This is a genomic window from Mycolicibacterium houstonense (assembly GCF_900078665.2).
In the GTDB taxonomy this organism is placed as follows: domain Bacteria; phylum Actinomycetota; class Actinomycetes; order Mycobacteriales; family Mycobacteriaceae; genus Mycobacterium; species Mycobacterium houstonense.
Genome location: NZ_LT546207.1, coordinates 132,125 through 157,767 on the forward strand (window position 1 = coordinate 132,125; position 25,643 = coordinate 157,767).

Sequence of the window (25,643 nt, forward strand, 5' to 3'; positions counted from 1 at the left end):
ACCGCGAGCTCAGGAGGCCAGGTGGCCAGTCCCCACCACGAAGGCATCGACGAATACTTCTGTACGACCGTCTCGGAGTTGGCCGGAGCCGGCAACGAGCCGTGGCCGGACCGGGCGGCGCTGACCGCACGGAAGGCGCTGGCGCTCTTCGACGCCCAGCTTGGCAGCCGGCACCTGGATCTGGCCGCACGGTGGCTGCGCTCGCAGGGCAAGGGCTTCTACACGATCGGGTCGTCCGGACACGAGGGCAATGCCGCGGTGGCTGCCGCGTTGCGGCCCACGGACCCGGCGTTGTTGCACTACCGCTCCGGTGGCTTCTATCTGGCCCGCGCCGCCCAGGTGCCCGGCGTCGATCCGGTGCGTGATGTGCTGCTCGGCCTGGTCGCCGCGACCGACGAGCCGATTTCCGGCGGGCGCCACAAAGTGTTCGGCCGCCACGAACTCAGCGTCATCCCGCAGACGTCGACGATCGCGTCGCACCTACCCCGGGCATTGGGGGTGGCCTTCTCGATCGCCCGGGCCCGCAAGCTCGATGTCGCCTGTCCCTGGCCGGACGATGCGGTGACGGTGTGCAGCTTCGGTGACGCCTCGGCGAACCACTCGACGGCGGTGGGGGCCATCAATGCCGCGCTGCATGCTGCCTATCAGGGGTTGCCGATGCCGTTGTTGTTCGTCTGCGAAGACAACGGCATCGGGATCAGCACCAAGACGCCCCGCGGCTGGGTGGCCCGGACCTATGCCCACCGGGAGGGACTCCGATACTTCGCCGCCGACGGCTGCGATCTGATCGATGCCTTCGACACCGCGGTGGCCGCCGTCCAGTGGGTGAGAGCTCACCGCAAACCCGCCTTCTTGCACCTGGCCACCGTCCGGTTGATGGGTCACGCCGGGTCGGACTACGAACCGGGCTATCGCAGGCCGGACGAAATCCTGGCCGACTACGACCGCGATCCGGTGCTCAATACCGCCAGAACCCTTGTCGCACATGGTCAACTCACGCCGGCCGAGGCCATCGAACGCTATGAGGCCAAACGCCGCGAGGTGATCGGGCTGGCCGGTGAGCTCAGCCGGTCGGCACAACTCGACAGTGCGCCGGCCGTGATGAAGCCACTGCGCGACACTCTCGACGAAGCCAAGGCCGTCTCGGTCCGCGGGCCGGGGGAGCCCGGGGGCACCCCTCTGACGTTGGCGCTGGCCATCAACCGAGCGCTGAAAGACGTGCTGGCACAGCATCCGGAGACGATCGTGTTCGGCGAGGACGTGGCGCGCAAGGGCGGGGTGTACGGGGTGACCCGGGGCCTGCAGAACACCGCCGGGCCCGCCCGAGTGTTCGACACCCTGCTCGACGAGCAGACCATCCTCGGACTGGCGCTGGGGGCCGGGATCTCGGGCCTGTTGCCCATCCCCGAGATCCAGTACCTGGCGTACCTGCACAACGCCGCCGATCAGATCCGCGGCGAGGGAGCCACTCTGCAGTTCTTCTCCAACCGCCAATACCGCAACCCGATGGTGGTGCGGATCGCCGGATACGGATACCAGAAGGGCTTCGGCGGGCATTTCCACAACGACAATTCGATTGCCGCCATCCGCGACATCCCCGGCGTCGTGATCGCCTCACCGGCCCGACCCGACGATGCCGCGGCCATGTTGCACACCTGTGTCGCCGCCGCGAAAACCGCTGGGGCGGTGTGTGTGTACCTCGAACCGATCGCGCTCTATCACACCAAGGACCTCTACGCCGACGGCGATCAGCAGTGGCTGGCGGCATATCCGTCCGAGCCGGTCCGCATCGGGCAGGCGCGCACGTACGGCGACGGGGCCGACCTGACCATCCTGACGTTCGGCAACGGACTGTGGATGAGCCTACGGGTGGCGCGCCGGCTCGAGCAGGCCGATGTGGGCACCCGCGTCGTCGACCTGCGGTGGCTGGCGCCGTTACCGGTCGAGGACATGATGCGCGAGGCCGACACCACGGGCCGGGTGCTCATCGTCGACGAAACCCGGCGCAGCGGAGGGGTCGGGGAGGCCGTGCTCGCGGAGCTGCTGGACCACGGTTTCACCGGCCGGGTGCAACGGGTGGCCAGTGCCGACAGTTTCATCCCGCTGGGTGATGCCGCGCTTCAGGTGCTGTTGTCCGAGGACACGATCGAGGCCGCCGCGGTGAAACTCGTCGGCGGGCAGTAGGCGGACACCGCGCTGAGCACCCGCTTGATAGCTTGACCAGATGGCAGCACCTGTGACGCCCGGCCCGTCCCGCCCCCTGGCCGGCGTCCGGATCATCGAGATCTCCAGTTTCGTCGCCGTGCCCCTGGCTGGCATGACGCTGACCCAGCTGGGCGCCGAGGTGGTGCGCGTCGACCCCATCGGCGGCGCCGCCGACTACCACCGGTGGCCGCTGACCGACGGTGGCGACAGCATCTACTGGGCCGGTCTGAACAAGGGCAAGCGTTCGGTGGCCGCCGACATGCGCTCGCCCGAAGGTCAGCAGCTGGTGCAGCGGCTGATCGCCGAGGCCGGCGTGTTGATCACGAATGTGACCGGTCGGCAATGGCATTCGTACGAGGTGCTGTCGGCGATGCGACCGGATCTGATCCACGTCGAGGTGTCGGGCCGTGCCGACGGTGGCACCGGGGTCGATTACACGGTCAACGCCGGGCTGGGCTTCCCCCTGATCACCGGGCCGGCGCAGCTGGCCACCCCGGTCAACCACGTGCTGCCGGCCTGGGATGTCAGCTGCGGGCTGTACGTGGCACTGGCGGTCAGTGCCGCACTGCGCCACCGCGATTCCACCGGCGAGGGTGCGCGGATCAGCATTCCGCTGGAGAACGTCGCGCTGGCCACCGCGGGCAACCTCGGTTTCCTGACCGAGGTGATGATCAACGGCACCGGCCGGGAACGGCTCGGCAACACCCTCTACGGCACCTACGGCCAGAATTTCACCAGCAGTGACGGTGTCGGGTTCATGCTCGTCGCCCTGACCGGCCGGCACTTCCGCGACCTCACCGAGGTCACCGGGACCACCAAAGCCGTTGCCGCCCTTGCCGAGGCGCTCGGGGCCGATTTCACCGACGAGGGGCAGCGCTACAGCCACCGCGATGCGCTGACCGGGCTGTTCACCCTGTGGTTCAGCGAGCACACCGCCGACGAGATCAGCGCCGCGCTGTCGGGGACCTCGGTGCTGTGGGAGCGGTACCGCAGCTTCGCCGAGGTGGCGGTCAACGACCGGGTGGTCGCCAACCCGCTGTTCACCCCGCTGGAGCAACCCCGCATCGGCACCTACCTGGCGCCGGGCCTGCCGGTGTCCGTCGGTGGCGTGTATCCGCCCGCCGTGGCCGCCCCCGCCCTCGGCGATGACACCGCCGCCGTGCTCACCGAGCACCTCGGGCTGGGCAATGACGAGCTCGCGGCCCTGACCGAATCCGGCACCATCGCAACGGGTACCGCGCAATGAGCACCCTGCTGAAGCTGTTGGAGCTACGCTCGCACGACGGCGGTGACGTGTACACCGGCCAGGCCAGCGGCCCGGCCGGCANGGTACACATGCTGATCGCGGTGTACATCACCGACCTGTACGGGATCGACCCGGCCCTGGCCGTGCACGGGCACAGCATGCGTTCGCGCAGTCACCGCAGCGGCACGACCGATTCCTCGATCTGGTTTCACCGTCCGGTGCTGGCCGGAGAGTGGAATCTGTTGGAGTCGCGTTCCCCGGCCACCGCGCGCGGCCGCGGAGTCATCACGTCGAGCCTGCTGCGCGCCGACGGTGCGGTGGCCGCCACCCTGGTGCAGGAAGGGTTGGTTGCCGACCGCGCTTGACGTCGATCGCGTCGGCGTGCCCATCGGCCCCGGGCCGCGGTGACGAGGTACGTGAGTGCCGCACCCACGATCAGCGCAGCCACCACACCGAGGGCTCGGTGGTCGCCGAACAGCGGATAGACCTGGTAGTGCGTCAGGTAGATGTACAGCGACGCCTCGGCCAGCACGCCGCAGCCGGCCGCGACGGCGGCTGGACACCGCAGAGCAGGTAGCCAGATCAACAGCGCGAACCCGGCCAGCACCAGGGTCTCCCGGCCGGTGCTGCCGAAGTAGCCGTGCAGACCGACCGCCACCACGACGGTGACGACCACTCGCTGCCAGGCATGCGTCGCCTTGGCCGCTGCCCATCCGGCGGCGAAGAACCAGAACGCCAACACCGTGAACCAGGCCTCGCGGCCCAGGCCGAAACCGGGTAGGTCGTAGCGCAGGATCAGGCCCAGGGTCAGGAATGTCGCGGCGAACGCGAACGGGCGGTGCCGCTCCCACCGGTCGGCGGCGGGCAATGCGCACACCACGGCCAGCGCCACCAGGATCCAGACCAGCACCTCGACGAACCACAACCGGCCGGCCGTCATACTGTCGTGCGGACCGAGGAACTTGTTGGCCAGCAACAGGTTCGACGCGTGATAGTCGTTGGTGAGAACCAGCGCGAGTCCGATCCAAGCGATCGAGGGCACCGCGATCCACGCGATCGTGGTGCGCAGGTGCCGCAACCGCGCGTGGCGTGGCACCGGGGTCAGGCAGAACCGCCCGAAGTTGTACCCGGCCACGCCGAGCAGGATGTGCGCGCCGCCCCACAGTTCGAACAGCCCGGCGTGCGAGACGACGATGAGCACGATGGCCGCGGCCCGCAGTGCGACGCTGGTGTCGACCGTGGCCCATCGGCGCGGCCGGCGGGTACCGCCGTCCTCGAGTTCGCGTAGCGGTATCCGGTGCCAGTCGTTCGGCAGGCGCCCCAGCAGGCGCTCGAGCCGGACCGACATGGCGACATAGGACAGCGAATTGCCGCCGAGGTCGACGAAGCTGGCGTCGGGATCGATGGATTCGGCCGGGACATGCAGAACCTCGGCGAACAGGCCCAGAACGTCGGTGGCCTCCGTTCTCGGCGCGCTGGTGGCCAGCGTGCGGACCGCCGGGTAGTCGGGCTTGCCCGAGTCCAGCCGGGGCAGTTCGTCGACGATCACGGCGCGCACCGCACCCGCGGGCACACCCGCCAGGTCGGCGGTCAGCTGCCGGACTTCGTGCGAGTCGCCCCGCTTGGCTCCGACAGCGGCGACGGCGAGTGCGTCGTGGTCCTCGGTGCACAGCGCCGTCACTCCGTGGTCGGCCAGGGTGTTCTGCAGCCGGTCGAGGTCGATGCGCAGCCCGAACAGTTTCACGAATCGGCTGCTGCGGCCGAGGATTTCGTAGAGCCCGTCGCCGGCTTCCCTGGCGATGTCGCCCGTGCGCAGCTCCTCGACGGTGGCGCCGAGGGCCAGATCCTCGGGTGCCTGCGCGTAACCGAGCATCACGTTGGCACCGCGGTAGACCAGCTCACCGGTGCCGGCGGGCCAGGCGTCGCCGGGCCGGATCGACAGGTTCCCGCCGGGGATCGGACGGCCGATGGCCTCGGGGTGGGTGAGGGCTGATTCCGGTGGCAGATAGGCCATCCGGGCGGTGGCCTCGGTCGCCCCGTACATCACGAACAACTGCCAGCCGCGGCGTTGTCCGAGGGCGGCGTAGCGGCGGACCTGCTCCGGTGCCATCCGCCCGCCGGCCTGGGTGACATACCGCAAGTGGGGCAGCTCCATGGCGTCGAACCCGATGCGGTCGAGCAGTTCGAAGGTGTGAGGCACCCCGGCGAAGGTGGTGGCGCGGTGCCGGGTGAACAACTCCCAGAACTCGTCGTCGACCACGGAGCGCTCGGTGAGGACCAGCGCCGCACCACGCAGCAGATGACTGTTGACGACCGACAGGCCGTAGCAGTAGGACATCGGCAATGTCGTTGCCGCCCGGTCGGTTTCGGTGATTCCGAGGTACTCGGCGATGGCGCAGGCGTTGCTCAGCAGGTTGGTGAAGGACAGGCGAACCAGCTTCGGCGACCCGGTGCTGCCCGAGGTCGACATCAGCAGCGCCAACTCCGGGTGCAGCCGGTGTGCGCCGTGCGAGCGCCGGTGGTGTACTCCTGCGGCGTCCACCACGGTGTCGGGGGAGTAGGTCGCGATGATCGCGCGGTGATCGCCTTCGGCGGGTACCGGTACGGACACGTGCCCGCCGGCCAGCGCACCCAGATAGTGCACCAGGGTCGGTAGGTCGTTGCGGGTCTCCAGCAGCACCAGGCGGCGTCCCGGCCCCAGCGCCACGGCGGCGTCCGACACCAGCTCGGCCAGTTCGCGGTAGGTGACCTGTTCGGTTTCGGTCACCACCGCGATCCGGTCACCGTGCGCCCGCAACGAGGAGACGATGTCGCTCACGGCAACGCCACCCCGCAGCCGCGGACGTCGATCCGCACCTTGGTGTCGCGGGCCGGCGGATCCAGGCTGTGCCGGCGCACCACGATGGGCGTGCCCGGCCCGGCCGGATCGATGGTGAGCAGCACGTCGTGGCCGAGGAACTCGGTGGCCACTACGATGCCCGTCGCGGCGTCTGCCTCGGCGCTGCCCTCACCGTCGGAAATGACTGTGGCGACAAGCTGTTCGGGCCGCAGGACCACGGTGCACGGACCCTCGGGGGCGTCGGCCTGTACCGGTATGCGGCCCAGGGCGCAGTCCGCGACGCCGTCGGCGACGATGCCGGAAACCGTGATGCAGTCCCCGAGGAATTCGGCGGTGAACCGGTCGGCCGGTTGGCGGTACACCTGCCGCGGTGTTCCCACCTGCGTGAATCGGCCCGCCCGCATGACCGCGACCTGATCGGAGATCGACAGCGCCTCCTCCTGGTCGTGCGTCACGATCAGGGTGGTGACGCCGGTATCGGACAGCACCCGGGCCACTGACTTTCGGGTGGCCGCGCGCAGTCCGGTGTCCAATGCGCTGAACGGTTCGTCGAGCAGCATGACGACCGGCTTGCGGGCCAGCGCACGAGCCAAGGCGACCCGCTGTTGCTGACCGCCGGAGAGCTGATGCGGCCGGCGCTGGGCGAAAGCAGGATCCAGGGATACCGTATCGAGCAACTCGTCGACCCTGGCCCTGGCGGCCGCACCGCGCTCACGCAATCCGTACGCGACGTTCTGGGCCACCGTCAGGTGGGGGAACAGGGCGCCGTCCTGTGCCACGTAACCGATGTCGCGGCGGTGCGGAGCCACCGTGCTGGTGGCGCTGGCCATCTGGCGTCCCCCGATGGTCACGGTGCCGGCGTCGGGCGACTCGAAGCCGGCGATCAACCTCAGCAGCGTGGTCTTCCCACACCCAGAGGACCCGACGACCGCGGTGATGGACCCGGCGGGCAGGGTCAGGTCGATGCCGTCCAGCACGGGGGTGCCGTTGAAGGACTTGCGAAGTCCGCGTACCCGCAGCACGTCCTCGGTCACAGGGCGGCCACCTTCGTCGACTGGCGCAACAGCATGAGCGTCACGGGTACGGACAGCGCGATCAGCATCAGCGCGTACGGAGCAGCGGCGGCGTAGTCCAGCTCGCTGCTGAGCGACCAGAACCGCATCGCCAGGGTACGGGTGCCGGTGGGGGCGAGCAGCAGTGTCGCGGTCAGTTCGGTTGCCACCGCGACGAATACCAGCGATGCCCCGGCGGCGGCGGCAGGCGCGGTCAGCCGCAGGGTGATGCGCACAAACGTGCGAGGTGCCGATGCGCCGAGGGCCCGCGAGGCCTCTTCCACCGACGGCGGGACCTGGGCCAGGCCGGACCGCAAACTCACCAGAGCCCGGGGCAGGAACAGCAGGACGTAGGCGCAGATCACCAGGGCCGCAGTCTGATAGAGCGGAGGCGCGTATCGGATCGCCACCGTCACCAGGGCCAGCGCCGTCACGATTCCGGGCATCGAACTGGTGATGAAGTTGGCGCCCTCGACCGAGCGGGCCAACAGGCCGCGGTAGCGGACCGCCACCCAGGCGAACGGGAAGGCCAGCACGGTGGTCAGCACCGCGGCGGCCCCGGCCAGCGCGGCAGTCTGGCCCAGCGCGGTCCCGATCTGGCCGAGCTCCCACACCTGAGCGCCGCCGATCCACAACCACCGGGTCAGCGTCCACAACGGCACGCCCAATGCGAGTGCCGCCAGCAGCGAGAGCCCGGCGGTGGCGGGTATCGTGGTGCGGCCCAGGCGCATTGGTGCGGCCGCGCGTTGCGCGCCCGATCCGACGCGGGCGAACCGGGCGTTGCCTCGAGCGGCCGCCTCGGTGATCAACAGCAGCAGGCACAACAACACGAGCAGTCCGGCCAGGGTGGCTCCGGCCGCGCCGTCGAACGTGGCCTGGAACTGCTCGAAGATCGCGGTGGTGAAGGTGGAGAAGCGGATCATCGCGAACGCGCCGTACTCGGCCAGCAGGTGCACACCGATCAGCAGCGCACCGCCCAGGATCGCCAGCCGCAACTGCGGCAGCACCACCCGGAAGAACACCCCGGACGACCCGGAACCCAATGAGCGGGCCGATTCCTCCAACGCCGGGTCGATGCGGCGCAGCGTGGCCGCGGCGGGCACGTAGACGAACGGGAAGTACGACAGCGTCGCGATCAGCACCCCCGCCCAGAATCCGTGCAACGACGGCAGCACGCTGACCCACGCGTAGCTGTTGACGAACGCGGGGACCGCCAGCGGCGCCACGAACACCGGCCGCCACCAGGCGCGGCCGGGCAGGTCCGTGCGCTCCACCAGCCACGCGGCAGCCACTCCGAGGACCACGCACACCGGAACGGTGATCAGTACCAGCCCAACGGTGTTGAGCAGGAGTTCACCGACGCGGGGCCGCACCACCAGTTCGAACACCCGGGCCGGGCCGGTGGTGATCACCGACCAGCCGACGTAGGCCAGCGGGATGAATGTGGCCGCCAGCAACAGGACCACCGCGGTGCTCAGCACCGGACCCGGCCGGTTGCCGTCGGCGGGCTGCTGCGCGTCGGGCTGAATCGATGGTGCCTGCGTCGCAACCAATTACAGCAAGCCGGCTTTCGTCATCAGGTCGGTTACCTTGGCGGCATCGAGATCGGACGGGTTGACCGCCGGGGCCTGCAACGTGTCCAGCGGCGGCAGGTCGGGATTCGCCGGCACCCCACTGGCCACGGGATACTCGAACGAGGTCCCTTTCTGCAGCACCTCCTGCCCGGCCTTGCCGGTGATGAACTGGAGGAACTGCTGGGCCTGCTCGGCCTTCTTGCTGGATTTCAGCACCCCGCCGCCGGAGAGGCTGACGAACGCACCGGGGTCCTCGTTCTTGAAGTAGTGCAACGCGGTGTTGCCGCTGATCTCCTTGGTCTTGGACTGATCGCGGAACCAGTAGTAGTGGTAGATCACCCCACCGTCGACCTGGCCGTCGTTGACCGCGCGCAGGGTGGCGATGTTGTCCTGGAGCACAACGGCATTGGTCTTCATCCCGGCAAGCCATTGGGCGGTGGCGGGTTCGCCGGTCAATTCGAGCATGGCCGCGACGATCGCCTGGAAGTCGGCCTTGGCCGGTGGTGCACCCCAGCGGCCCTTCCACTGCGGCTGTTGCAGATCCATGATCGAGCGGGGCAGCTGCTCGGCCGGCAGCTTGGCCTTGTTGTAGACGAACACGGTGGAGCGTGCTGCCACCCCGGTCCACTTGTTCGACGACGGCCGGAACTGGGCCGGGACCTGGTCGAGGGTCTGCTGCTCGACGTCGGCGAACAGCCCGGCCCGCTCGACGGCGGCCATCGCCGGGGAGTTCTCGGTGAGAAACACGTCGGCGGGCGAGGCGTTGCCCTCGGCCACCAACTGGTTGCCGAGCTCGGTGTCACCGCCCTGCCGGTAGGTGACCTTGATGCCGGTCTCCTTGGTGAACGCGTCGATCCACTCTTTGGTGAGCGATTCGTGCTGGGCGTTGTAGATCAACAGCTCGTCGGACTCCGAATCCGCACACGCGACCATGCCGACCCCGACGGCGACAGCGGACAGGAGAACAGCAACCCGGCGACTCCAACGTGTGCGCATCGAGTGATCCCTTTCGGCGTTAGCTGAGCATCACCTAAGGACACTACCGGGGCGGGTCGGTGCGAAGCCGGAGACAGCGGGAATCGGCGAGCGTCGGAAACTCGGCGGTGTCCGGTTGTTCGTCACTCGCGGTTCTTCGGGACTGAGGCCAGCAGTTGTGCGCCGTGGAGGATGTCCCCGGCGGGCCGATCGGCGAGGTTGTCTGTCGCCTGCAGAGTGATGAGGCCGTGCGGGCGGCGCACCCCCCGCATGGTGTCATGGGGTGAGTGCGCCGAAGACCTCCGCCCAGTTTCCGCCGGCGGCATCCATCGCATTCCGTGTCTCACCGAGAACGTCCCGAGCGATCTGCTCGAGCGTGGTCCCCGCGGCAGGGCTCTCAGTGCCCTTGATGGCCCTCATACCCTCTGCAGTTGTGTTGAACTGCTCTTTCCACTGCCCGGCGGAGGACAGCAGGAATCTGAGGTGATAGGGGTATTGGAAGTCAGGCACCGGCACTCCGGTTTCTGCCACATTCCTCAGCGAGATGACGATCAACCGCAGTTTTTCGGATTCGAACGAACAAGATTCCGGGTCCGCCAACCCGGAGGATTCGGGTGATCCATCAACGAGATCCCGCCAGTACGCTCGATCGTGAAGGCCGTCCCGTTGCTCCATATGCGTCTCCGCGAAGACCGACATGAGTTCGTTGTCGTTGATGAGTGGGGACAGGACCAGATCTTCGCTGTAGTCGTAACCGAAGAAGTACCGAATGCCGTCAACCTCGATCGATTCGATTCCTCCGATGTGGCGGTAATCCCGAAGCAGCGGTGCGGGAATACCTGTCGCCGCTGCTGACTCGCCGTCGGGGGTTCCGCTCTCGCCGCATCCCTGGATGCCCATCCTCGCTCCATTCATCCGCGACTCCGACCTTGTTGATCGCCGTCGGCAGTTCGCGCCTTGCCCCATGTAGTGGACACGGGATTTTCGGTTGGTCGGCTTGACAGCGTAGCGGCCGGGTCGGTCGCCGAACGGCATCTGTCATGCGGCTCGTCAACATCGATCAGATCGGGGACCTGTGGATGAACTCCACGCTGGGGATAACTCGGCCTGACCCAGTGCGTTCTGTCGGACCGTGTCCTCACGGTGTGGGCATGAGTTCTCTGACACGGGCCGAGATCGGCGCACTGGGTGAACAGTTGGCCGTCGACCATCTCACGGCACAGGGGTTGCGCATGCTGACCCGCAACTGGCGCTGTCGTTACGGCGAGCTGGACGCGATCGCCGAGGAGGTCGCCACCAACACGGTGGTCTTCGTGGAGGTGAAGACCCGCACCGGCGACGGCTTCGGTGGGCTGGCCGAGGCGGTCACGCCACAGAAGGTGCGCCGGATCCGGCGGTTGGCCGCACTGTGGCTGTCCGAACAGGAGTCGCGGTACGCCGCACTGCGCATCGACGTGGTCGGGGTGCGCCTCGGCCGTCGCCGAGAACCCGAGCTGACACATCTCAAGGGGGTGGGCTGAAATGGGTTTGGGCAGAGCGTATTCGGTGGCCGTGCGCGGTGTGGACGGCGTCATCGTGGAGATCGAGGCGGACATCACCTCGGGGCTGCCCAGCGTGAACCTGGTGGGACTGCCCGACACCGCGCTGCAGGAGTCGCGGGATCGGGTGCGGGCGGCCATCACGAACTGTGGCAACGAGTGGCCGATGTCGCGGCTGACGCTGGCGCTGTCGCCGGCCACGTTGCGCAAGGTCGGGTCGGCGTACGACATCGCATTGGCGGCCGCGGTGCTCTCCGCGCACACCAAGACGGCGTGGGCCCGGTTGGAGAAGGCGGTGCTGCTCGGCGAGCTCGCGCTCGACGGCCGGGTTCGGCCCATCCACGGCGTGCTGCCCGCGGTGCTGGCCGCCAAGCAGGAAGGCTGGCCCATGGTCGTCGTGCCCGTCGACAACCTGGCCGAGGCCAGCCTGGTCGACGGGATCGAGGTGCGCGGGGTGCGCACCTTGCGGCAGCTGCAGGCCTGGCTCGACGGCAAGGGTGATCTGCAGGGGCGGGTTTCGGCACCGGGGTGTGCGCCGGAGCAGGCAGCGGATCTGGCCGATGTGGTCGGTCAGGCCCAGGCCCGCTATGCCGTCGAGGTGGCCGCCGCCGGCGCTCACCATCTGATGCTGACCGGGCCGCCCGGCATCGGCAAAACGATGTTGGCCCAGCGTCTTCCGGGATTGCTGCCGCCGTTGACGCACCGGGAGTCCTTGGAGGTGACCACGATCCATTCGGTGGCGGGGCTGCTGGCGGGGGACACCCCGTTGATCACCCGGCCGCCGTTCGTGGCGCCGCACCACACCTCGAGCGTGCCCGCCCTGGTCGGGGGTGGAAGCGGGTTCGCGCGCCCCGGCGCGGTCAGCCGGGCGCACCGCGGCGTGCTGTTCCTCGACGAGTTCGCCGAGATGGGCGCCAGTGCGCTGGAAGCGCTGCGAACCCCGTTGGAGGACGGCGAGATTCGCCTGGCCCGCCGGGACGGGGTGGCACGATACCCGGCGCGGTTCCAGCTGGTGCTGGCGGCCAACCCGTGTCCGTGTGCGCCACCCAATTCGGCCGATTGCGTCTGTTCGGCCCAAGCCAAGCTGCGGTATCGAGGCAAGTTGTCGGGGCCGCTGGTGGACCGCGTCGACCTGCGGGTCGAGCTGTACCCGGTCAACGCCGGGGCGTTCACTCCGGAGGCAGGGGAGTCCAGCGCAGTGGTGCGTGAACGGGTCGCGGCGGCCCGGCTCGCCGCCCAGGAACGGTGGAGACCATATGGGATCGGCACCAACGCCGAGGTGAGCGGTTCGCTGCTGCGGCGCGAATTCCGATTGCCCAAGGCCGCCATGGAGCCGCTGCGGTCCGCGCTCGACCGCGGCGTGATCAGCATGCGAGGGGCCGACCGTTGCATGAGGGTGGCCTGGACGCTGGCCGACCTGGCCGGGCGTGCCGTGCCCGCCTATGAAGATGTCGCCACCGCACTGAGCTTCCGGCAGGCCGGGGTCGTGCCATGACCGATGAGGTGCGGCGGGCGTGGGCGTATCTGTCGCGGGTGGCCGAGCCGCCCTGTCCTGAGCTGACCGCTCTCGTGGTGCAGCTGGGGCCGGTCGAGGCGGCGGGCCGGGTGAAGGCCGGCCAGGTCGAGCACGAGGTGTTGCGTCTGGTGGAGGCGCGCCGGGAATTGGATTGCGCGGCAGAGGATCTGGAGATTCTCGACCGGCTCGGTGGGCGGTTGATCACCCCGGATGACGATGAATGGCCGCTGTTGCGGTTCCGGGCCTTCCGCGGTGACGTCCTCAAACGCCCGAACGGTCATCCACCGTTGGTGCTGTGGGCCAGCGGGCCGGCCCGGCTCGATGAGGCGACCGAGCGGGCCGCGGCGATCGTCGGCACCCGGGCCGCCANCCAAGGCGCTGGGCCGGTCGGTGTGCGCGGTACCGGGCCCGGTGACCTCGGCCGCGTCGGCGGGCTGCCACGCACTCCTGCGCAACGGCGCCGTGCTGGTCGGCCGGTCCGAACAGGTCGTCGAACTCGTCGGGCGCATCGGCGAACTGGCACCCGAAGATCGGCACCCGGAAACCCCGCTCGACGGGCTCGGGCCTGCGGAGAAACGGGTGTACGACGCGTTGCCCGCGCGAGGCGCGCACACCGTGGACGAGATCGCGGTGCTGGCCGGCCTTCCACCGCATCAGGTGCTGGCCCCGTTGACCATGCTGGAGCTCGGCGGGCTGGTCGAGAGCACTGACGGATGCTGGCGGATCGTGCGCCGGCGGCGTGCCCGGCCGCGACCCGACCCGACGGCCGGCCACGCTTACTGACGCGGGCGTAGGGATGTGCCGATTCGCTGCCGGGCCTGCTCGCCCGGTGTTAATTTGCCCTCATCGAGTGAGCTCGCAACCCTGGCGTGCGCCCGCACCTGACCGGCCGTTCGTCGGGTCTGGGGAGGGTTCGACATGAGCACAGCCGCTGACCGCGCTGCCCAGCTGACTCTGGTCGGTCGCCTGAAATCGGCCTATCCCGAGCTACCCGACGCCCCGACGCCGGACCTGCTCGACCACGACCGCCTCACCGCGTACCTGAAACCGGTACACGACGTCGGGGGCGAGCCGGACGCCCCGATCAAGTACGAGAACAAGGACTACGAGTACTGGGAGCACATGACCTACGTCCTGTGTGAGGTGCTCGGCTGGCGCGGCATCTGGCTGTCCGAGGAGCGGCGCCGGATGTGCAACGTGGACGTCGGGCGCGCGGTGTACCAAGGCTTTCCCTACTACGGTCGCTGGCTGCTGTCGGTCGCCCGGGTCCTGGTCGAGAAGCACCACATCGGCCTGACCGAACTGTCCGAGCGGATGGCCGAGGTTCAGGAACGCTACGCCGGCGGCCTGGCGGGAAAACATCTGGAAGCCCGGCCCAAGGGCGAGGGGGACGGATCGAACGTCAAGCGCAACAGCCACATCGTGCACGCCAAGGGCAAAGGCGATCCGCAGGTCTACGCCGGCCGGGCGGGGGAGCCCAAGTTCGCCGTCGGCGACTCGGTGGTGGTGCGCGAACTGCCGGTGATCTTCTACACGCGCACACCCGAATACGTACGCGGTGCGCGTGGTGAGATCGCCGCGGTGGCATACGAAAGCCCGGCCGCGGAGGACGAAACCTGGGACCGCACCGACGCCACGCCGGAATGGTTCTACGTCGTGAGCTTCACCATGGCCGAGCTGTGGGACGACTACACCGGCACACCCACCGACACCTTGAGAACCGAGATCCCCGAGCACTGGCTGCGCGCAGCCGACTGAGCTCTTCCGCCGATCAGCCTCCGTACGAAGGGCCCACCATGGCAGAGCACGATCACGATCACGATCGCACCGTCAAGCCGATGGTCGACGAGATCACCGACTTCGAGGTGCTCGAGATCGCCTTGCGCGAACTATGCATCGAGAAAGGGATTTTCACCGCCGAGGAGCACCGCCTGTTCACCGAGTTCGCCGAGCAGATCGGCCCGACGCCGGCGGCCCGGCTGGTCGCCCGCGCCTGGCTGGACCCCGACTTCAAACAGCTGGCCGCCGACGAGCCGATGACCGCCAGCAAGGAGGTCGGCGTCGACTGGCTGGAACCCACCGGGTTCGGCACCCCCAGCGACTTCACCGCGTTCCGGATCCTCGAGGACACCCCGACGGTGCACCACGTGATCGTCTGCGCGCTGTGCTCGTGCTATCCGCGCCCGATTCTCGGCAACTCACCCGAGTGGTACCGCACCCCCAACTATCGCCGCCGCATGGTGCGATGGCCGCGGCAGGTGCTCGCGGAGTTCGGCCTGTACCTGCCCGGTACGGTCGAAGTGCGGGTGCAGGATTCGAATCAGAAGCATCGGTTCATGGTCATGCCGATGCGTCCGGAGGGCACCGACGGCTGGACCGAGGACCAGCTCACCGAGATCATCACCCGCGACTGCCTGATCGGCGTGGCACTGCCCAAGCCCGGGGTGACCACCAACGTCATCACCGAGACCAGGCCGGCGATGCACCCCGCCGGCGAATGACGGAGACACCGATGAATGCGTCGAACGAACCGACACCTGTTGGGGATGCAGTGATTCCGACGCTGGAGCAGATCGTGGAACGCAATCAGGTGTGGCCGCTGATGGCCGCCAAGTACGGCGTCGAAAACCTCGTTCCACCGTGGAAGACCAGCCTCGACGGGCTCTGCGATGCGCTCGACCACGCCGGCGACGACGCGGGGGTCCCCGGCTTCAAGCAGCGCCGCGACGAGGAAGACCTGCTGTCGTCGACGGTCTACGCCGACCTGCCGTACCCGGAGAACCAGCTCGTGTCCCTGGCGCACTCGCTGTTGGCCCGTGGCGTGATCACCGAGTCCGAGTTGCGAGCGCGGCTGGCGGTGGTCCGGCGGCGGCTCGAAGCCTGAGGACGTAGCCCCCGAGCCCGCCGATCTTCTCCGTATAGTCGATGAGGTCGGCTAATAAACGAGCGGCAGAGGATTTGGAGGCGCCATGGCAGCACGGCCCGTGCACACGTTTCAGGTGGTACGCCGCGAGCAACTGACCGACCACATGGTCAGGCTGGTGCTCGGGCAGGGTGGCGGTTTCGACACGTTCGCACCCAGCGACTTCAGCGATGCCTACGTCAAACTCGTCATCGTTCCCGAGGGCGTTGACGTGTCGGCCCTTCCACAGCCGTTGACGCTGGACAGCTTTCAGGACCTGCCCGCCGAGCAGCGACCGACCGTGCGCACCTACACCGTGCGCAAAGTCGACAGGGAACTCGGCGAGATCAGCATCGACTTCGTCGTGCACGGTGAGCACGGGGTGGCCGCGCCGTGGGCCGCGGCGGCCGAACCCGGCCAACCCGCCTACCTGATGGGTCCGAGCGGCGCCTATGCCCCCGACCCCGCCGCCGACTGGCATCTGCTGGCCGGCGACGAGGCCGCGCTCCCGGCGATCGGCGCCGCCCTGGAAGTGTTGCCCGCCAACGCGATCGGCAAGGTTTTCATCGAGGTGGCCGGCCCCGAGGACGAGGTCGAGCTCACCGCGCCCGAGGGGGTTCAGGTGAACTGGATCTACCGCGGTGGGCGTGCCGACCTGATCGGCGACGAGCGAGCCGGGGACAACGCCCCGCTGATCGCCGCGGTGAAGGAGACGGCCTGGCTGCCGGGGCAGGTTCAGGTGTTCATCCACGGCGAGGCGCAGGCCGTGATGCACAACCTGCGCCCGTACATCCGTAAGGAGCGCGGCGTCGAGGCCAAGTGGGCGTCGTCGATCTCGGGTTACTGGCGCCGCGGGCGCACCGAGGAAACCTTCCGGCAGTGGAAGGCCGAGCTGGCGAAAGCCGAGGCCGACACCGCCGGCTGACGCCGGATGGCAAGGTAGCCGTCATGGCGTATGGCGACTATCAACTCGAGATCTACCTGCAGGGCCTGTCCGGCGTGCTGCCGACGATGCCCATGGACTATGCGGGCCTGGAGGCCAAGGCCCAGGCGGCGATGCCTGCGTCGATCTGGTCGTACGTGGCCGGCGGGGCCGGGGATGAGCGCACGCAGCAGGTCAACCGCACCGCGTTCGACCGGTGGGGGTTGATGCCGCGGATGTTCAACGCCCACCGCGACCGCGACCTGTCCGTCGACCTGTTCGGTCTCACGCTGCCCTCGCCGCTGTTCATGGCGCCGATCGGGGTGCTGGGGATCTGCGGACAGGACGGCCACGGTGACCTGGCCGGTGCCCGGGCGGCCGCACGTACCGGGGTGCCGATGGTGTTGTCCACCCTGACCGAGGATCCGCTGGAGGATGTCGCCGCCGAATTCGGTGATACCCCAGGCTTTTTCCAGCTGTACACCCCGACCGACAAGGATCTGGCGGCCAGCCTGGTGCAGCGCGCCGAGGCGGCCGGATTCAAGGGCATCGTCGTGACGCTGGACACCTGGGTTCCGGGTTGGCGGCCGCGCGACCTGGCCACCTCCAACTTCCCGCAGCTGCGCGGCAAGTGCCTGGCCAACTACACCAGCGACCCGGTGTTCCGGGCCGGGCTGCAACAGCCGCCGGAGGAGAACCCGCAGGCCACCGTGCTGCGGTGGGTCAGCCTGTTCGGCAATCCGCTGACCTGGGACGACCTCCCGTGGCTCCGGTCGCTGACCACGCTGCCGCTGATTCTCAAGGGCATCTGTCATCCCGACGACGTGCGGCGCGCCAAGGACGGCGGCGTCGACGGCATCTACTGCTCCAATCATGGTGGGCGCCAAGCCAATGGCGGCCTGCCCGCGATCGACTGCCTGCCCGGTGTGGTCGAGGCCGCCGACGGGATGCCGGTGCTGTTCGATTCCGGAATCCGCAACGGGGCAGACATCGTCAAGGCGCTGGCCCTCGGTGCCACGGCCGTCGGCGTCGGCCGCCCCTACGCGTACGGCCTGGCGCTGGGCGGGGTCGACGGCATCGTGCACGTGCTCCGGTCCCTGCTCGCCGAGGCCGACCTGATCATGGGCGTCGACGGGTACCCGACGCTGGCCGATCTCACGCCCGACGTACTGCGCCGCGTCGACTAGCGGCCGCACCTCTCGCGCGAACTGCGAGCGAACGCGTTCGTCGCGTTCGTCGCGTTCGCTATTTCGCGTTGTCACGCTGGAGTGGCGTTCGGGCTCCACAGTCACTCCAGCGTGACGGTCCACGGCAAAATCGCCTGGTGGATGCGTCTGGCCATTGATTATTCATGGGTGTAGCATTTTCCTTCATGAGTGTAGAAACCGTTCGTGGACGGGCCGCCCACCTCGGCCCCGAGCGGCGGCGCCCGCAGGTGCTGGATGCGGCACTGGCAATCGCGGTCAGCGACGGCGTTGCCGCCGTCACGATCGGCGCGGTCGCGCAGCGTCTCAAGGTCACCCGCCCGGTGGTGTACTCATGTTTCTCCGACCGGGTCGAACTGCTCAGAGCGCTGTTGGAGCGCGAGCTTGGCCTGTTGATCCAGGGGGCGATCGACGCGTTGCCCTACAACCGCGCCGATGCCGACGAAACGGTGTTCGTCGAAGGCTTCCAGGCGCTGCTCGAGACGGTCGCCGGTCGACCCGATTCCTGGCGACTCGTGATGAGTGCCGATCCGGACCCGGCCGTCGCCAAGCACTTCCGCAATGGCCGCGCGGTGATGGTCGACAAGGTGACCAGGCGGCTGGCGCCCACGCTGGAGCGTTGGGGCACCGCCGATGCCGACAAGAAGCTGCCGGTCCTGGTCGAGCAGTTCGTATCGACCTGTGAGGGCGCGGTGCGCACGTTGTTGCAGGACGACGGAAAAGACTGGACCCCAACCACTTTGGGTGAATTCATCGGATCGGCCACCTATCGGGCGTTTCGCACCGCCTGATCCCACCGCAGAGGAGTTGTCACATGTCCGATCTCCAGCCGATGGCTGACTACGGGTTCTTCGGGCCCGATTCGGTGACCTGGAAGGTGTGGGGTCATGCGACCACGCCGATCATCGGATTGCAACGCGCCGTGGTGGTCGAGGAACTCGACCCCGCCCTGATCGCAGCGGTGGACACCACCGGCGCCAATTACGACAGGCCGCGTACCCGCTACGACCGGACCGTGCGCTACTTCGCGATGGTTGCCTTCGCCGACACCGAGTCGGTGCTCAAGGCCGCCGATGTTCTGGTCAAAGTCCACTCGAAAGCCATTGGCACCGAACCGCTCAGCGGAAACAAGTACGACGCCAACGATCCCCACTCGCAGCTGTGGATCCTGCTCACCGGCTGGCACTCGGTGCTCAAGGCCTACGAGCTCTACGGTGGCGGAAAGCTGACCGACGAGGAAGAGGCTCGCTACTGGCAGGACTGTGCGAAGGCCGCGGAGTTCCAGACCTGCGACCCGGCCGACGTACCGCGAACGCGTGCGGGCATCAACGAATACTTCGAGCAGATGCGGCCGCACCTCGCTGTCAGCGAAGCCGCCCGCGCCATGATGGACCACCTGCTCAACGCCAAGGTGGTGCTGCCGCCGTCGCCTCGCCTCGCGAAGCCTGCAGTCGAGATCCTCAACTGGTTCCTGCGTGCCGGGACCATCGCCACCATGCCGCGGTGGATGCGTCGGCTCAGCGGCTTCGACCAGCCCCGCCTGGTGGACCTTGCCGTCCGGCCGGTACTCAAGCTCGGGTTCGGTGTGGTTGATCGGATTCCGCGGCTGAAGCTGTTGGTGGCCAAGGTCATCGCACCGTCCGTGGTGCCGATCGCCGGCCCCTACATCATGGGGATGCCGCCGCTGTCGGCCGAGGTCCTGAGTCCAGCAGAAGGGCGCAAGCGGTACGGCTATGTCAAACCCGCGGACGCTCACAAAGAGCTGCGGGCCCGCCAGCACGAGCGGGTGTTCGGGCAGGGACAGCTGCCCAGCGACGAAGGCCTCATCGAATCACAGTCCTACCTCGGGAGTTTGGCATGACCACGCGATCTGACGTCCTGTTCGACCCGAAGCGCGCCGACTTCGACCAGTTCGACACCAGAACGCGGGAGATATTCCGGGCCACCATCGACTTCTTCGAGTCTCACGGCAAGCGGTGGCTCAAGCAGCAGGACCGAGACCGGGTCTGGTACAGCGAATTCCTCGACCTGATCAAGCGCGAAGGCATCTTCGCCACGTTCCTGACGCCGGCTTCGGAGGCCGACGGCGACCCCGACAAGCGTTGGGACACCGCCCGCAACGCCATGTACAGCCAGATTCTCGGCTTCTACGGCATGCAGTACTGGTATGTCTGGCAGGTCACGATCCTCGGACTCGGCCCGATCTGGCAATCGTCGAACACCGCGGCCCGCAAGAAGGCTGCCGCCCTGCTGGATTCCGGGGAGATCTTCGCGTTCGGGCTGTCCGAGCAGGCGCACGGAGCCGACGTCTATTCGACCGACATGGTGCTGGATCCCAACCCCGATGGTTCGTACACCGCGACCGGGGACAAGTACTACATCGGCAACGGCAACCTCGCCGGCATGGTCTCGGTGTTCGGCCGTCGCTCCGACAAGCCGATCATCGACAGCTCCGATCTCGACCGGCGCCGCCCAGAGCGGGATTTCGACGGCTATCTGTTCTTCGCGGCCGACAGCCAGCATCCGAACTACCACCTGCGCAAGAACGTCGTGGACGGCCAGATGTACGTGGCGGCCTTCGATCTGGAGGACTACCCGGTCGCTGCCGACGACATCCTGCACGAGGGCAAAGCGGCTTTCAACGCCGCCATCAACACTGTCAACATCGGCAAGTTCAACCTTGGCTTCGGGGCGGTCGGAGCCTGCGAGCACGCCATGTACGAGGCGGTCACCCATGCCGAGAACCGCATCCTGTTCGGCCGTCGCGTCACCGAGTTCCCGCAGATCCGTCGGATGCTCGCGGACGGTTACGCGCGGTTGGTCGGCATGAAGCTCTACAGCGAGCGGGCCATCGACTACATGCGCAGCGCCGGCCCGAACGACCGCCGGTACCTGCTGTTCAACGCGATCGAGAAGATGAATGTCACCCGCGAGGGGGAGAAGGTCATCACGCTACTGGCCGACACCATCGCGGCCCGCGCATTCGAATCCGATATGTACTTCACGATGGCGCTGCTGGGTGTCACCGGTCTGCCACGTCTCGAAGGCACGGTGCACGTCAACATGGCGCTGTCGCTGAAGTTCATGCAGAACTACATGTTCGGCGCATCCGATGCCGCACTGGCGGCCCTGAATGTCTTGCCTGTCGGGCGGGCCCCGGCCCCGGTGGTGAACGCGCTGGCCGGTGGCTTGCGCACCGTCGGTGGAGTCATTGCGGATTCGTCTTTGGCGCAACGCATTCCTCCGCTCAAGCCGTTGCTGTCGGGTATGCCCGAGGTGCCGACCCGTCGAGACGGCGCCGATGACGACTTCTTGTTCCGGCAGGGCCCCAGCAGCGGACTGGCGAAGATCAGATTCGGAGATTGGCAGGCGGTGCTGCGCCGGTTCGCCGGAACACCGAATGTCGCGGTATTCCTTGGCCAGGCGCAGGCGTTGCAGACGCTGCTGGCGGTGGCAACGCCCAGCGCCGACCAACAGCGCAATGTCGACTTCCTGTTCGCCGTCGGCGAGATGTTCACGCTCATCCCGTATGCCCAGCTGATTCTGGAGCAGGCCGCGATCGAGGACATGGAGACCGATCTGGTCGACCAGCTCTTCGAGGTCCTGGTTGCCGACATGTCAACGAATGCGACCAAGTTGCACTGCCATCCGGATGCCGGCGCCGTACAGCGGCAGCGCGCTCTCGACATCGTCCGGCAACCCGTCGCCGATGCCGCCCGGCACGACCGTGTGGTGTCCCGCGTGCGGGCGTTGGCCGGCTGCTACGAGATGAACCCGTGATGGTCACACGGCGATAGCGGCCCGGCGCGTCGGGTGCACGGGCGCGCGTCATCTGCGACGGTATGGGCATGGAGTCCGGCGGGCAGGAGCGCAGCGACCGGGGGGTGGGCCCGGTTCTCGCCGAGTTCGACGAGTACCTCGAGCTGCAATGCGGCCGGTCTGAGCACACCCGCCGGGCATACCGGGGCGACCTGAGGGCGCTGTTCGAGTTCACCGGCGGCGGCCTGGAGACGCTCACCCTGCCGACGTTGCGGTCGTGGCTGGCCGCCCAGTCCGCGGCCGGAACAGCGCGGACCACCCTGGCGCGGCGCACCTCGTCGGTCAAGACGTTCAGCACCTGGGCGGCGCGACGGGGCCTGCTGACCGATGACCACGCGGCCCGGCTGCAGGTCCCCAAGGCGCGGCGCACCCTGCCCGCCGTGCTGCGTCGCGACCAGGCGATCGACGCCATGGAGGCGATGAATTCCGCGGCAGCAGAAGGCGATCCGCTGGCATTGCGCGACCGGTTGATCGTCGAGATGCTGTATGCGACCGGGATCCGGGTCAGCGAACTGTGTGGGCTCGACATCGACGACGTCGACTCGTCGCGGCGGGTGCTGCAGGTCCTTGGCAAGGGCAACAAACAGCGCACGGTCCCGTTCGGAGAACCGGCGCACCTGGCCCTGACGGCATGGCTCTCGGCCGGTCGGCCGGCGCTGGCCACACCCGATTCCGGACCGGCGTTGTTGCTCGGGGCGCGCGGCAAGAGGCTGGACCCGCGGCAGGCCCGCACCGTGGTGCACCAGACCGTCTCGGCTGTCGACGGCGCACCCGACATCGGTCCGCACGGCCTGCGGCACAGCGCGGCGACCCACCTGCTCGAGGGCGGTGCCGATCTGCGCGTCGTGCAGGAACTGCTCGGCCACACCTCGCTGGCCACCACGCAGCTCTACACCCACGTCACCGTGGAACGGTTACGCGCCGTGCACGATCAGGCCCACCCGCGAGCCTGATCGCCGAGTGTCGGCTCGCGTGCGAGCCTGCGCGGAAATCGCGCACACAAGCCAACTTTCGATGGGAGGGGAGGAGAACACATGACCCGAGCGGTCGTAGACCTACCGTCCGGGCCGGTTTCCTATCTCAGCTGGGCACCCGACGACGCGGGGCCCACGGTCGTGTTGCTGCACGGCGGCGGGGTGGACAACGCATCGCTGTCCTGGGGCGGCATCGGGCCGCGCCTCGCCCAGGCGGGCTACCGTGTCGTCGCGCCGGATCATCCCGGCTACGGGCACAGCGCCCCGCCGCGCTTGCCGGTGACCCAGGAGCGGCTGGTCGCCTATGTGGGGGAGTTCGTCGACGCACTGGGCTTGCAGCGCTACGCGATCGGTGGCCTGTCGCTCGGCGGCGGCCTGACCATCGGCCATGTGCTGGACCGCCCGGACCGGGTCACCGGTGCGATGCTGCTGGGCAGCTACGGCATCATGCCGCGGCTCTCGGACGGACCGCTGTCCGGTCTGCGGCAACTGGTCACCTGGGCCANTGGGCGGATCACGTCCACCGACTCGATCAGCCGGTCCACCCGGGTGCCGCCCGAGTCGAATTTCAGCCCGGCGGCGGCATATTCGGACTTCATGTGACCTGCGCCCAGGCCCAACTCGAACCGGCCGCCCGAGAGCGCCGCCACGCTCACGGTTTCGCGGGCGGTGTCGACCGGGTGGCGCAGATCGTTGTTGAGCACCAGGGTCCCGGTCCGCAGATGCGACGTGACGGCGCACGCGGTGGCCGCCCCGCTGAACGGCGCGACCGTGGGCGCCAGATGGTCGGGGATGGTCAGCACGTCGAATCCGGATGCTTCGACGGTGAGCGCGAACTCGGCGAATTCCACACCGCGCGGCAACGCGGTGTGCAGGCCGAACCGCATGGGCCGGTTGCGATGCGATTCCGATGGGGCGGTCATGATTCCGACCCTAGGCCGCACGTGCCGGCGCGCGAGCGGGCGCAGACTGCTGCTGTTTGGCGGCGTGGCGGGCAGCAAACATGCACGCGCGCGGTGCAGGCGTCATTCCCCCAGCGGTTTGAGCCGGATCGGGGTCTCGGCCAGCAGCCCGAGCGGGTCGACGTAGTCGGCCCGCGCCGCGGCACCCCACATCGCACCCCAGTGCAGGCAGGCGGTCACCGGGCAACCGGGGTGCCCGGCCAGCAGGGTCCCGATTGTCTGCCCGGCCGCGACGGTCTGACCGGGTCGGACCGCGGCCTGCACCGGTTCGTTGCTGGTGCGCNGTCGCCTATGTGGGGGAGTTCGTCGACGCACTGGGCTTGCAGCGCTACGCGATCGGTGGCCTGTCGCTCGGCGGCGGCCTGACCATCGGCCATGTGCTGGACCGCCCGGACCGGGTCACCGGTGCGATGCTGCTGGGCAGCTACGGCATCATGCCGCGGCTCTCGGACGGACCGCTGTCCGGTCTGCGGCAACTGGTCACCTGGGCCACGGTGCGCACCGGACTGCTGGGGGCGGCGACCCGGTGGGTGGGCACCAACCGCCGGGCGATGGTGCGCAGCATGCAGGCCCTGATCACCGACCCGGCTCAGCTGACCGACGCGCTGATGGGCGAGATCATGACCGCGGCAGGCCAACCGGCGGGATTCACCGCGTTCGAACAATGGCAACGCGACCAGGTCCGGTGGAATCGGCAGCGCACGGACTACACCGACCGGCTCGCCTCGTTTCCGCGCCCGGCGCTGGTCGTTCACGGTGAACGCGACCCGGGCGTTCCGGTCGCCCGCGCCCGTACTGCGGCCACCCTGATACCCGATTCGCAGCTGAAAATCGTTGCGGGGGCCGGCCATTGGGTGCAACGGGACCGGCCGGACATCGTGCTCGAGGCGATGACCGAGTTCCTGCGCGGCCTCCCGGCGAGTTAACGCACCAGCTTGATCACCTCGGCCAGGTGCGGCAGCGCCGATTCGCGGCCCGGCCAGGCGTCGAACGCCGTCCAGTAGCTGATCCCGAACCGACGCTGCCGGTCCACCAGCGCATCGGCCATCTGCTCGTAGCTCCCGAATAGCGCAAACGGGGAGCGCAGCAGCAGGTCAGGCGACGCCCCCAACGGTTCGGCCAGCTCGGCGGCCGCGGCCTCGGGATCGTCGGTGTGGACCACGAACTGCAGGAGTGCGTTGAGTTCGATGGCGTCGAACCGGTCACCGGCGGCGGCGCGGACGACGTCGATCCGGTCCAGCAGGCCGGTGGCGTCGAAGTGGGTCAGCCGTACCTCGGTGGCGTCGTGGTTGTGGCTGAAGCCGGCCAACCCGGCGATGTCGGCGACCCGGCCGGCCAGCTGCAGGACGCGCGTGCCGTTGCCGCCGATGAGCAGCGGCACCGGGACGCCCGGTGGGGCGACGAGAGCCCCGGCCTCGGCACGCACGCAGAAATGCGCGCCGTCGACATCCACCGGCTCACCGGCCAGCAGTGGGCGGATCACGTCCACCGACTCGATCAGCCGGTCCACCCGGGTGCCGCCCGAGTCGAATTTCAGCCCGGCGGCGGCATATTCGGACTTCATGTGACCTGCGCCCAGGCCCAACTCGAACCGGCCGCCCGAGAGCGCCGCCACGCTCACGGTTTCGCGGGCGGTGTCGACCGGGTGGCGCAGATCGTTGTTGAGCACCAGGGTCCCGGTCCGCAGATGCGACGTGACGGCGCACGCGGTGGCCGCCCCGCTGAACGGCGCGACCGTGGGCGCCAGATGGTCGGGGATGGTCAGCACGTCGAATCCGGATGCTTCGACGGTGAGCGCGAACTCGGCGAATTCCACACCGCGCGGCAACGCGGTGTGCAGGCCGAACCGCATGGGCCGGTTGCGATGCGATTCCGATGGGGCGGTCATGATTCCGACCCTAGGCCGCACGTGCC

21 protein-coding genes and 4 pseudogenes are annotated in these 25,643 nt (G+C 68.5%); 17 read left to right on the forward strand and 8 right to left on the reverse strand.

The window, feature by feature from the left end; all coding sequences use genetic code 11:
• Positions 1–21 precede the first annotated feature (21 nt).
• The 3 genes and pseudogenes from BN4332_RS00695 to BN4332_RS34025 all read left to right on the forward strand — a co-directional run.
• Positions 22–2,184, forward strand: a complete 2,163-nt coding sequence (locus BN4332_RS00695) for a thiamine pyrophosphate-dependent enzyme (RefSeq protein WP_066896199.1) — start codon at positions 22–24, stop codon at positions 2,182–2,184.
• 40 nt (positions 2,185–2,224) lie between these two features.
• Positions 2,225–3,451 (forward strand): CoA transferase, encoded by a 1,227-nt coding sequence (locus BN4332_RS00700; RefSeq protein ID WP_066896202.1) that lies wholly within the window; start codon positions 2,225–2,227, stop codon positions 3,449–3,451.
• An 89-nt stretch (positions 3,452–3,540) separates the two neighbouring features.
• Positions 3,541–3,741 (forward strand): annotated as a pseudogene (locus tag BN4332_RS34025) (hotdog family protein); the annotation flags it as partial.
• Here the strand turns inward: BN4332_RS34025 and BN4332_RS00710 are convergent.
• The 5 genes from BN4332_RS00710 to BN4332_RS00730 form a co-directional block, all read right to left on the reverse strand.
• Positions 3,660–6,269 carry an AMP-binding protein gene (locus BN4332_RS00710; protein ID WP_235653983.1) on the reverse strand — a complete coding sequence of 870 codons (2,610 nt, stop codon included), beginning with the start codon at positions 6,267–6,269 and terminating at the stop codon, positions 3,660–3,662. The pseudogene BN4332_RS34025 and the gene BN4332_RS00710 overlap by 82 nt on opposite strands.
• A complete protein-coding gene (locus BN4332_RS00715) occupies positions 6,266–7,324 on the reverse strand; it encodes an ABC transporter ATP-binding protein (RefSeq protein ID WP_066896208.1) in 1,059 nt (352 codons plus the stop codon). The genes BN4332_RS00710 and BN4332_RS00715 overlap by 4 nt, the downstream gene beginning before the upstream one ends.
• A complete protein-coding gene (locus tag BN4332_RS00720; protein WP_066896211.1) occupies positions 7,321–8,895 on the reverse strand; it encodes an ABC transporter permease in 1,575 nt (524 codons plus the stop codon). Before BN4332_RS00720 ends, BN4332_RS00715 begins: the two co-directional genes overlap by 4 nt.
• Entirely contained in the window at positions 8,896–9,912 is a 1,017-nt protein-coding gene (locus BN4332_RS00725; protein ID WP_066896214.1) for an iron ABC transporter substrate-binding protein, read from the reverse strand.
• Between the two features lie 255 nt (positions 9,913–10,167).
• A complete protein-coding gene (locus BN4332_RS00730; protein WP_235653984.1) occupies positions 10,168–10,791 on the reverse strand; it encodes a hypothetical protein in 624 nt (207 codons plus the stop codon).
• 251 nt (positions 10,792–11,042) lie between these two features.
• On the opposite strand from BN4332_RS00730, the gene BN4332_RS00735 reads away from it, so the two are divergent.
• The 13 genes and pseudogenes from BN4332_RS00735 (at position 11,043) to BN4332_RS00795 (ending at position 23,370) form a co-directional block, all read left to right on the forward strand.
• Complete coding sequence (locus BN4332_RS00735; RefSeq protein ID WP_066896216.1) at positions 11,043–11,411, forward strand: YraN family protein; 369 nt, start codon at positions 11,043–11,045, stop codon at positions 11,409–11,411.
• A 1-nt stretch (position 11,412) separates the two neighbouring features.
• On the forward strand, positions 11,413–12,924 hold the full coding sequence (locus BN4332_RS00740; RefSeq protein WP_066896219.1) for a YifB family Mg chelatase-like AAA ATPase: 1,512 nt from the start codon (positions 11,413–11,415) through the stop codon (positions 12,922–12,924).
• Positions 12,921–13,728: pseudogene (locus BN4332_RS00745) on the forward strand (DNA-processing protein DprA). The gene BN4332_RS00740 and the pseudogene BN4332_RS00745 overlap by 4 nt, the downstream one beginning before the upstream one ends.
• 135 nt (positions 13,729–13,863) lie before the next feature.
• Positions 13,864–14,703, forward strand: a complete 840-nt coding sequence (locus BN4332_RS00750) for an SH3-like domain-containing protein (RefSeq protein ID WP_066896225.1) — start codon at positions 13,864–13,866, stop codon at positions 14,701–14,703.
• Positions 14,704–14,741: 38 nt separating this feature from the next.
• On the forward strand, positions 14,742–15,446 hold the full coding sequence (scnC, locus tag BN4332_RS00755) for a thiocyanate hydrolase subunit gamma (protein WP_066896227.1): 705 nt from the start codon (positions 14,742–14,744) through the stop codon (positions 15,444–15,446).
• 11 nt (positions 15,447–15,457) lie between these two features.
• The gene (locus BN4332_RS00760) at positions 15,458–15,829 is read left to right on the forward strand and encodes a thiocyanate hydrolase (RefSeq protein WP_066896468.1); all 372 of its coding nucleotides are present in this window, start codon (positions 15,458–15,460) and stop codon (positions 15,827–15,829) included.
• An 85-nt stretch (positions 15,830–15,914) separates the two neighbouring features.
• The gene (locus BN4332_RS00765; protein WP_066896230.1) at positions 15,915–16,772 is read left to right on the forward strand and encodes a siderophore-interacting protein; all 858 of its coding nucleotides are present in this window, start codon (positions 15,915–15,917) and stop codon (positions 16,770–16,772) included.
• A 23-nt stretch (positions 16,773–16,795) separates the two neighbouring features.
• Positions 16,796–17,956 carry an alpha-hydroxy-acid oxidizing protein gene (locus BN4332_RS00770; RefSeq protein WP_066896233.1) on the forward strand — a complete coding sequence of 387 codons (1,161 nt, stop codon included), beginning with the start codon at positions 16,796–16,798 and terminating at the stop codon, positions 17,954–17,956.
• Positions 17,957–18,141: 185 nt separating this feature from the next.
• Positions 18,142–18,765 carry a TetR/AcrR family transcriptional regulator gene (locus tag BN4332_RS00775; protein WP_066896236.1) on the forward strand — a complete coding sequence of 208 codons (624 nt, stop codon included), beginning with the start codon at positions 18,142–18,144 and terminating at the stop codon, positions 18,763–18,765.
• A 23-nt stretch (positions 18,766–18,788) separates the two neighbouring features.
• Entirely contained in the window at positions 18,789–19,835 is a 1,047-nt protein-coding gene (locus BN4332_RS00780; RefSeq protein WP_066896239.1) for an oxygenase MpaB family protein, read from the forward strand.
• Entirely contained in the window at positions 19,832–21,754 is a 1,923-nt protein-coding gene (locus BN4332_RS00785) for an acyl-CoA dehydrogenase family protein (RefSeq protein WP_066896242.1), read from the forward strand. Before BN4332_RS00780 ends, BN4332_RS00785 begins: the two co-directional genes overlap by 4 nt.
• A 68-nt stretch (positions 21,755–21,822) precedes the next feature.
• A complete protein-coding gene (locus BN4332_RS00790; RefSeq protein ID WP_066896471.1) occupies positions 21,823–22,746 on the forward strand; it encodes a tyrosine recombinase XerC in 924 nt (307 codons plus the stop codon).
• 81 nt (positions 22,747–22,827) lie between these two features.
• Positions 22,828–23,370: an alpha/beta fold hydrolase gene (locus BN4332_RS00795; RefSeq protein ID WP_066896245.1), complete on the forward strand. Its 543-nt coding sequence runs from the start codon at positions 22,828–22,830 to the stop codon at positions 23,368–23,370.
• Here BN4332_RS00795 and BN4332_RS00800 read toward each other — a convergent pair.
• A pseudogene (locus BN4332_RS00800) lies at positions 23,277–23,690 on the reverse strand (LLM class flavin-dependent oxidoreductase); the annotation flags it as partial. The gene BN4332_RS00795 and the pseudogene BN4332_RS00800 overlap by 94 nt on opposite strands.
• Before the next feature lie 102 nt (positions 23,691–23,792).
• Positions 23,793–24,011: pseudogene (locus BN4332_RS00805) on the reverse strand (M23 family peptidase); the annotation flags it as partial.
• Between the two features lie 11 nt (positions 24,012–24,022).
• On the opposite strand from BN4332_RS00805, the gene BN4332_RS00810 reads away from it, so the two are divergent.
• Positions 24,023–24,655 (forward strand): alpha/beta hydrolase, encoded by a 633-nt coding sequence (locus BN4332_RS00810; RefSeq protein WP_235653985.1) that lies wholly within the window; start codon positions 24,023–24,025, stop codon positions 24,653–24,655.
• Here the strand turns inward: BN4332_RS00810 and BN4332_RS00815 are convergent.
• Positions 24,652–25,617: a TIGR03621 family F420-dependent LLM class oxidoreductase gene (locus BN4332_RS00815; protein ID WP_066896247.1), complete on the reverse strand. Its 966-nt coding sequence runs from the start codon at positions 25,615–25,617 to the stop codon at positions 24,652–24,654. The two genes, BN4332_RS00810 and BN4332_RS00815, sit on opposite strands and share 4 nt — an antisense overlap.
• Positions 25,618–25,643 lie beyond the last annotated feature (26 nt).

Coding starts and splice junctions, on each gene's coding strand:
- BN4332_RS00815 (WP_066896247.1), bottom strand. CDS start 25,617: ATGACCGCCCCATCGGAATCGCATCGCAACCGGCCCATGCGGTTCGGC.
- BN4332_RS00785 (WP_066896242.1), top strand. CDS start 19,832: ATGACCACGCGATCTGACGTCCTGTTCGACCCGAAGCGCGCCGACTTC.
- BN4332_RS00740 (WP_066896219.1), top strand. CDS start 11,413: ATGGGTTTGGGCAGAGCGTATTCGGTGGCCGTGCGCGGTGTGGACGGC.
- BN4332_RS00780 (WP_066896239.1), top strand. CDS start 18,789: ATGTCCGATCTCCAGCCGATGGCTGACTACGGGTTCTTCGGGCCCGAT.
- BN4332_RS00725 (WP_066896214.1), bottom strand. CDS start 9,912: ATGCGCACACGTTGGAGTCGCCGGGTTGCTGTTCTCCTGTCCGCTGTC.
- BN4332_RS00760 (WP_066896468.1), top strand. CDS start 15,458: ATGAATGCGTCGAACGAACCGACACCTGTTGGGGATGCAGTGATTCCG.
- BN4332_RS00790 (WP_066896471.1), top strand. CDS start 21,823: ATGGAGTCCGGCGGGCAGGAGCGCAGCGACCGGGGGGTGGGCCCGGTT.
- BN4332_RS00765 (WP_066896230.1), top strand. CDS start 15,915: ATGGCAGCACGGCCCGTGCACACGTTTCAGGTGGTACGCCGCGAGCAA.
- BN4332_RS00735 (WP_066896216.1), top strand. CDS start 11,043: ATGAGTTCTCTGACACGGGCCGAGATCGGCGCACTGGGTGAACAGTTG.
- scnC (WP_066896227.1), top strand. CDS start 14,742: ATGGCAGAGCACGATCACGATCACGATCGCACCGTCAAGCCGATGGTC.
- BN4332_RS00770 (WP_066896233.1), top strand. CDS start 16,796: ATGGCGTATGGCGACTATCAACTCGAGATCTACCTGCAGGGCCTGTCC.
- BN4332_RS00775 (WP_066896236.1), top strand. CDS start 18,142: ATGAGTGTAGAAACCGTTCGTGGACGGGCCGCCCACCTCGGCCCCGAG.
- BN4332_RS00730 (WP_235653984.1), bottom strand. CDS start 10,791: ATGGGCATCCAGGGATGCGGCGAGAGCGGAACCCCCGACGGCGAGTCA.
- BN4332_RS00750 (WP_066896225.1), top strand. CDS start 13,864: ATGAGCACAGCCGCTGACCGCGCTGCCCAGCTGACTCTGGTCGGTCGC.
- BN4332_RS00700 (WP_066896202.1), top strand. CDS start 2,225: ATGGCAGCACCTGTGACGCCCGGCCCGTCCCGCCCCCTGGCCGGCGTC.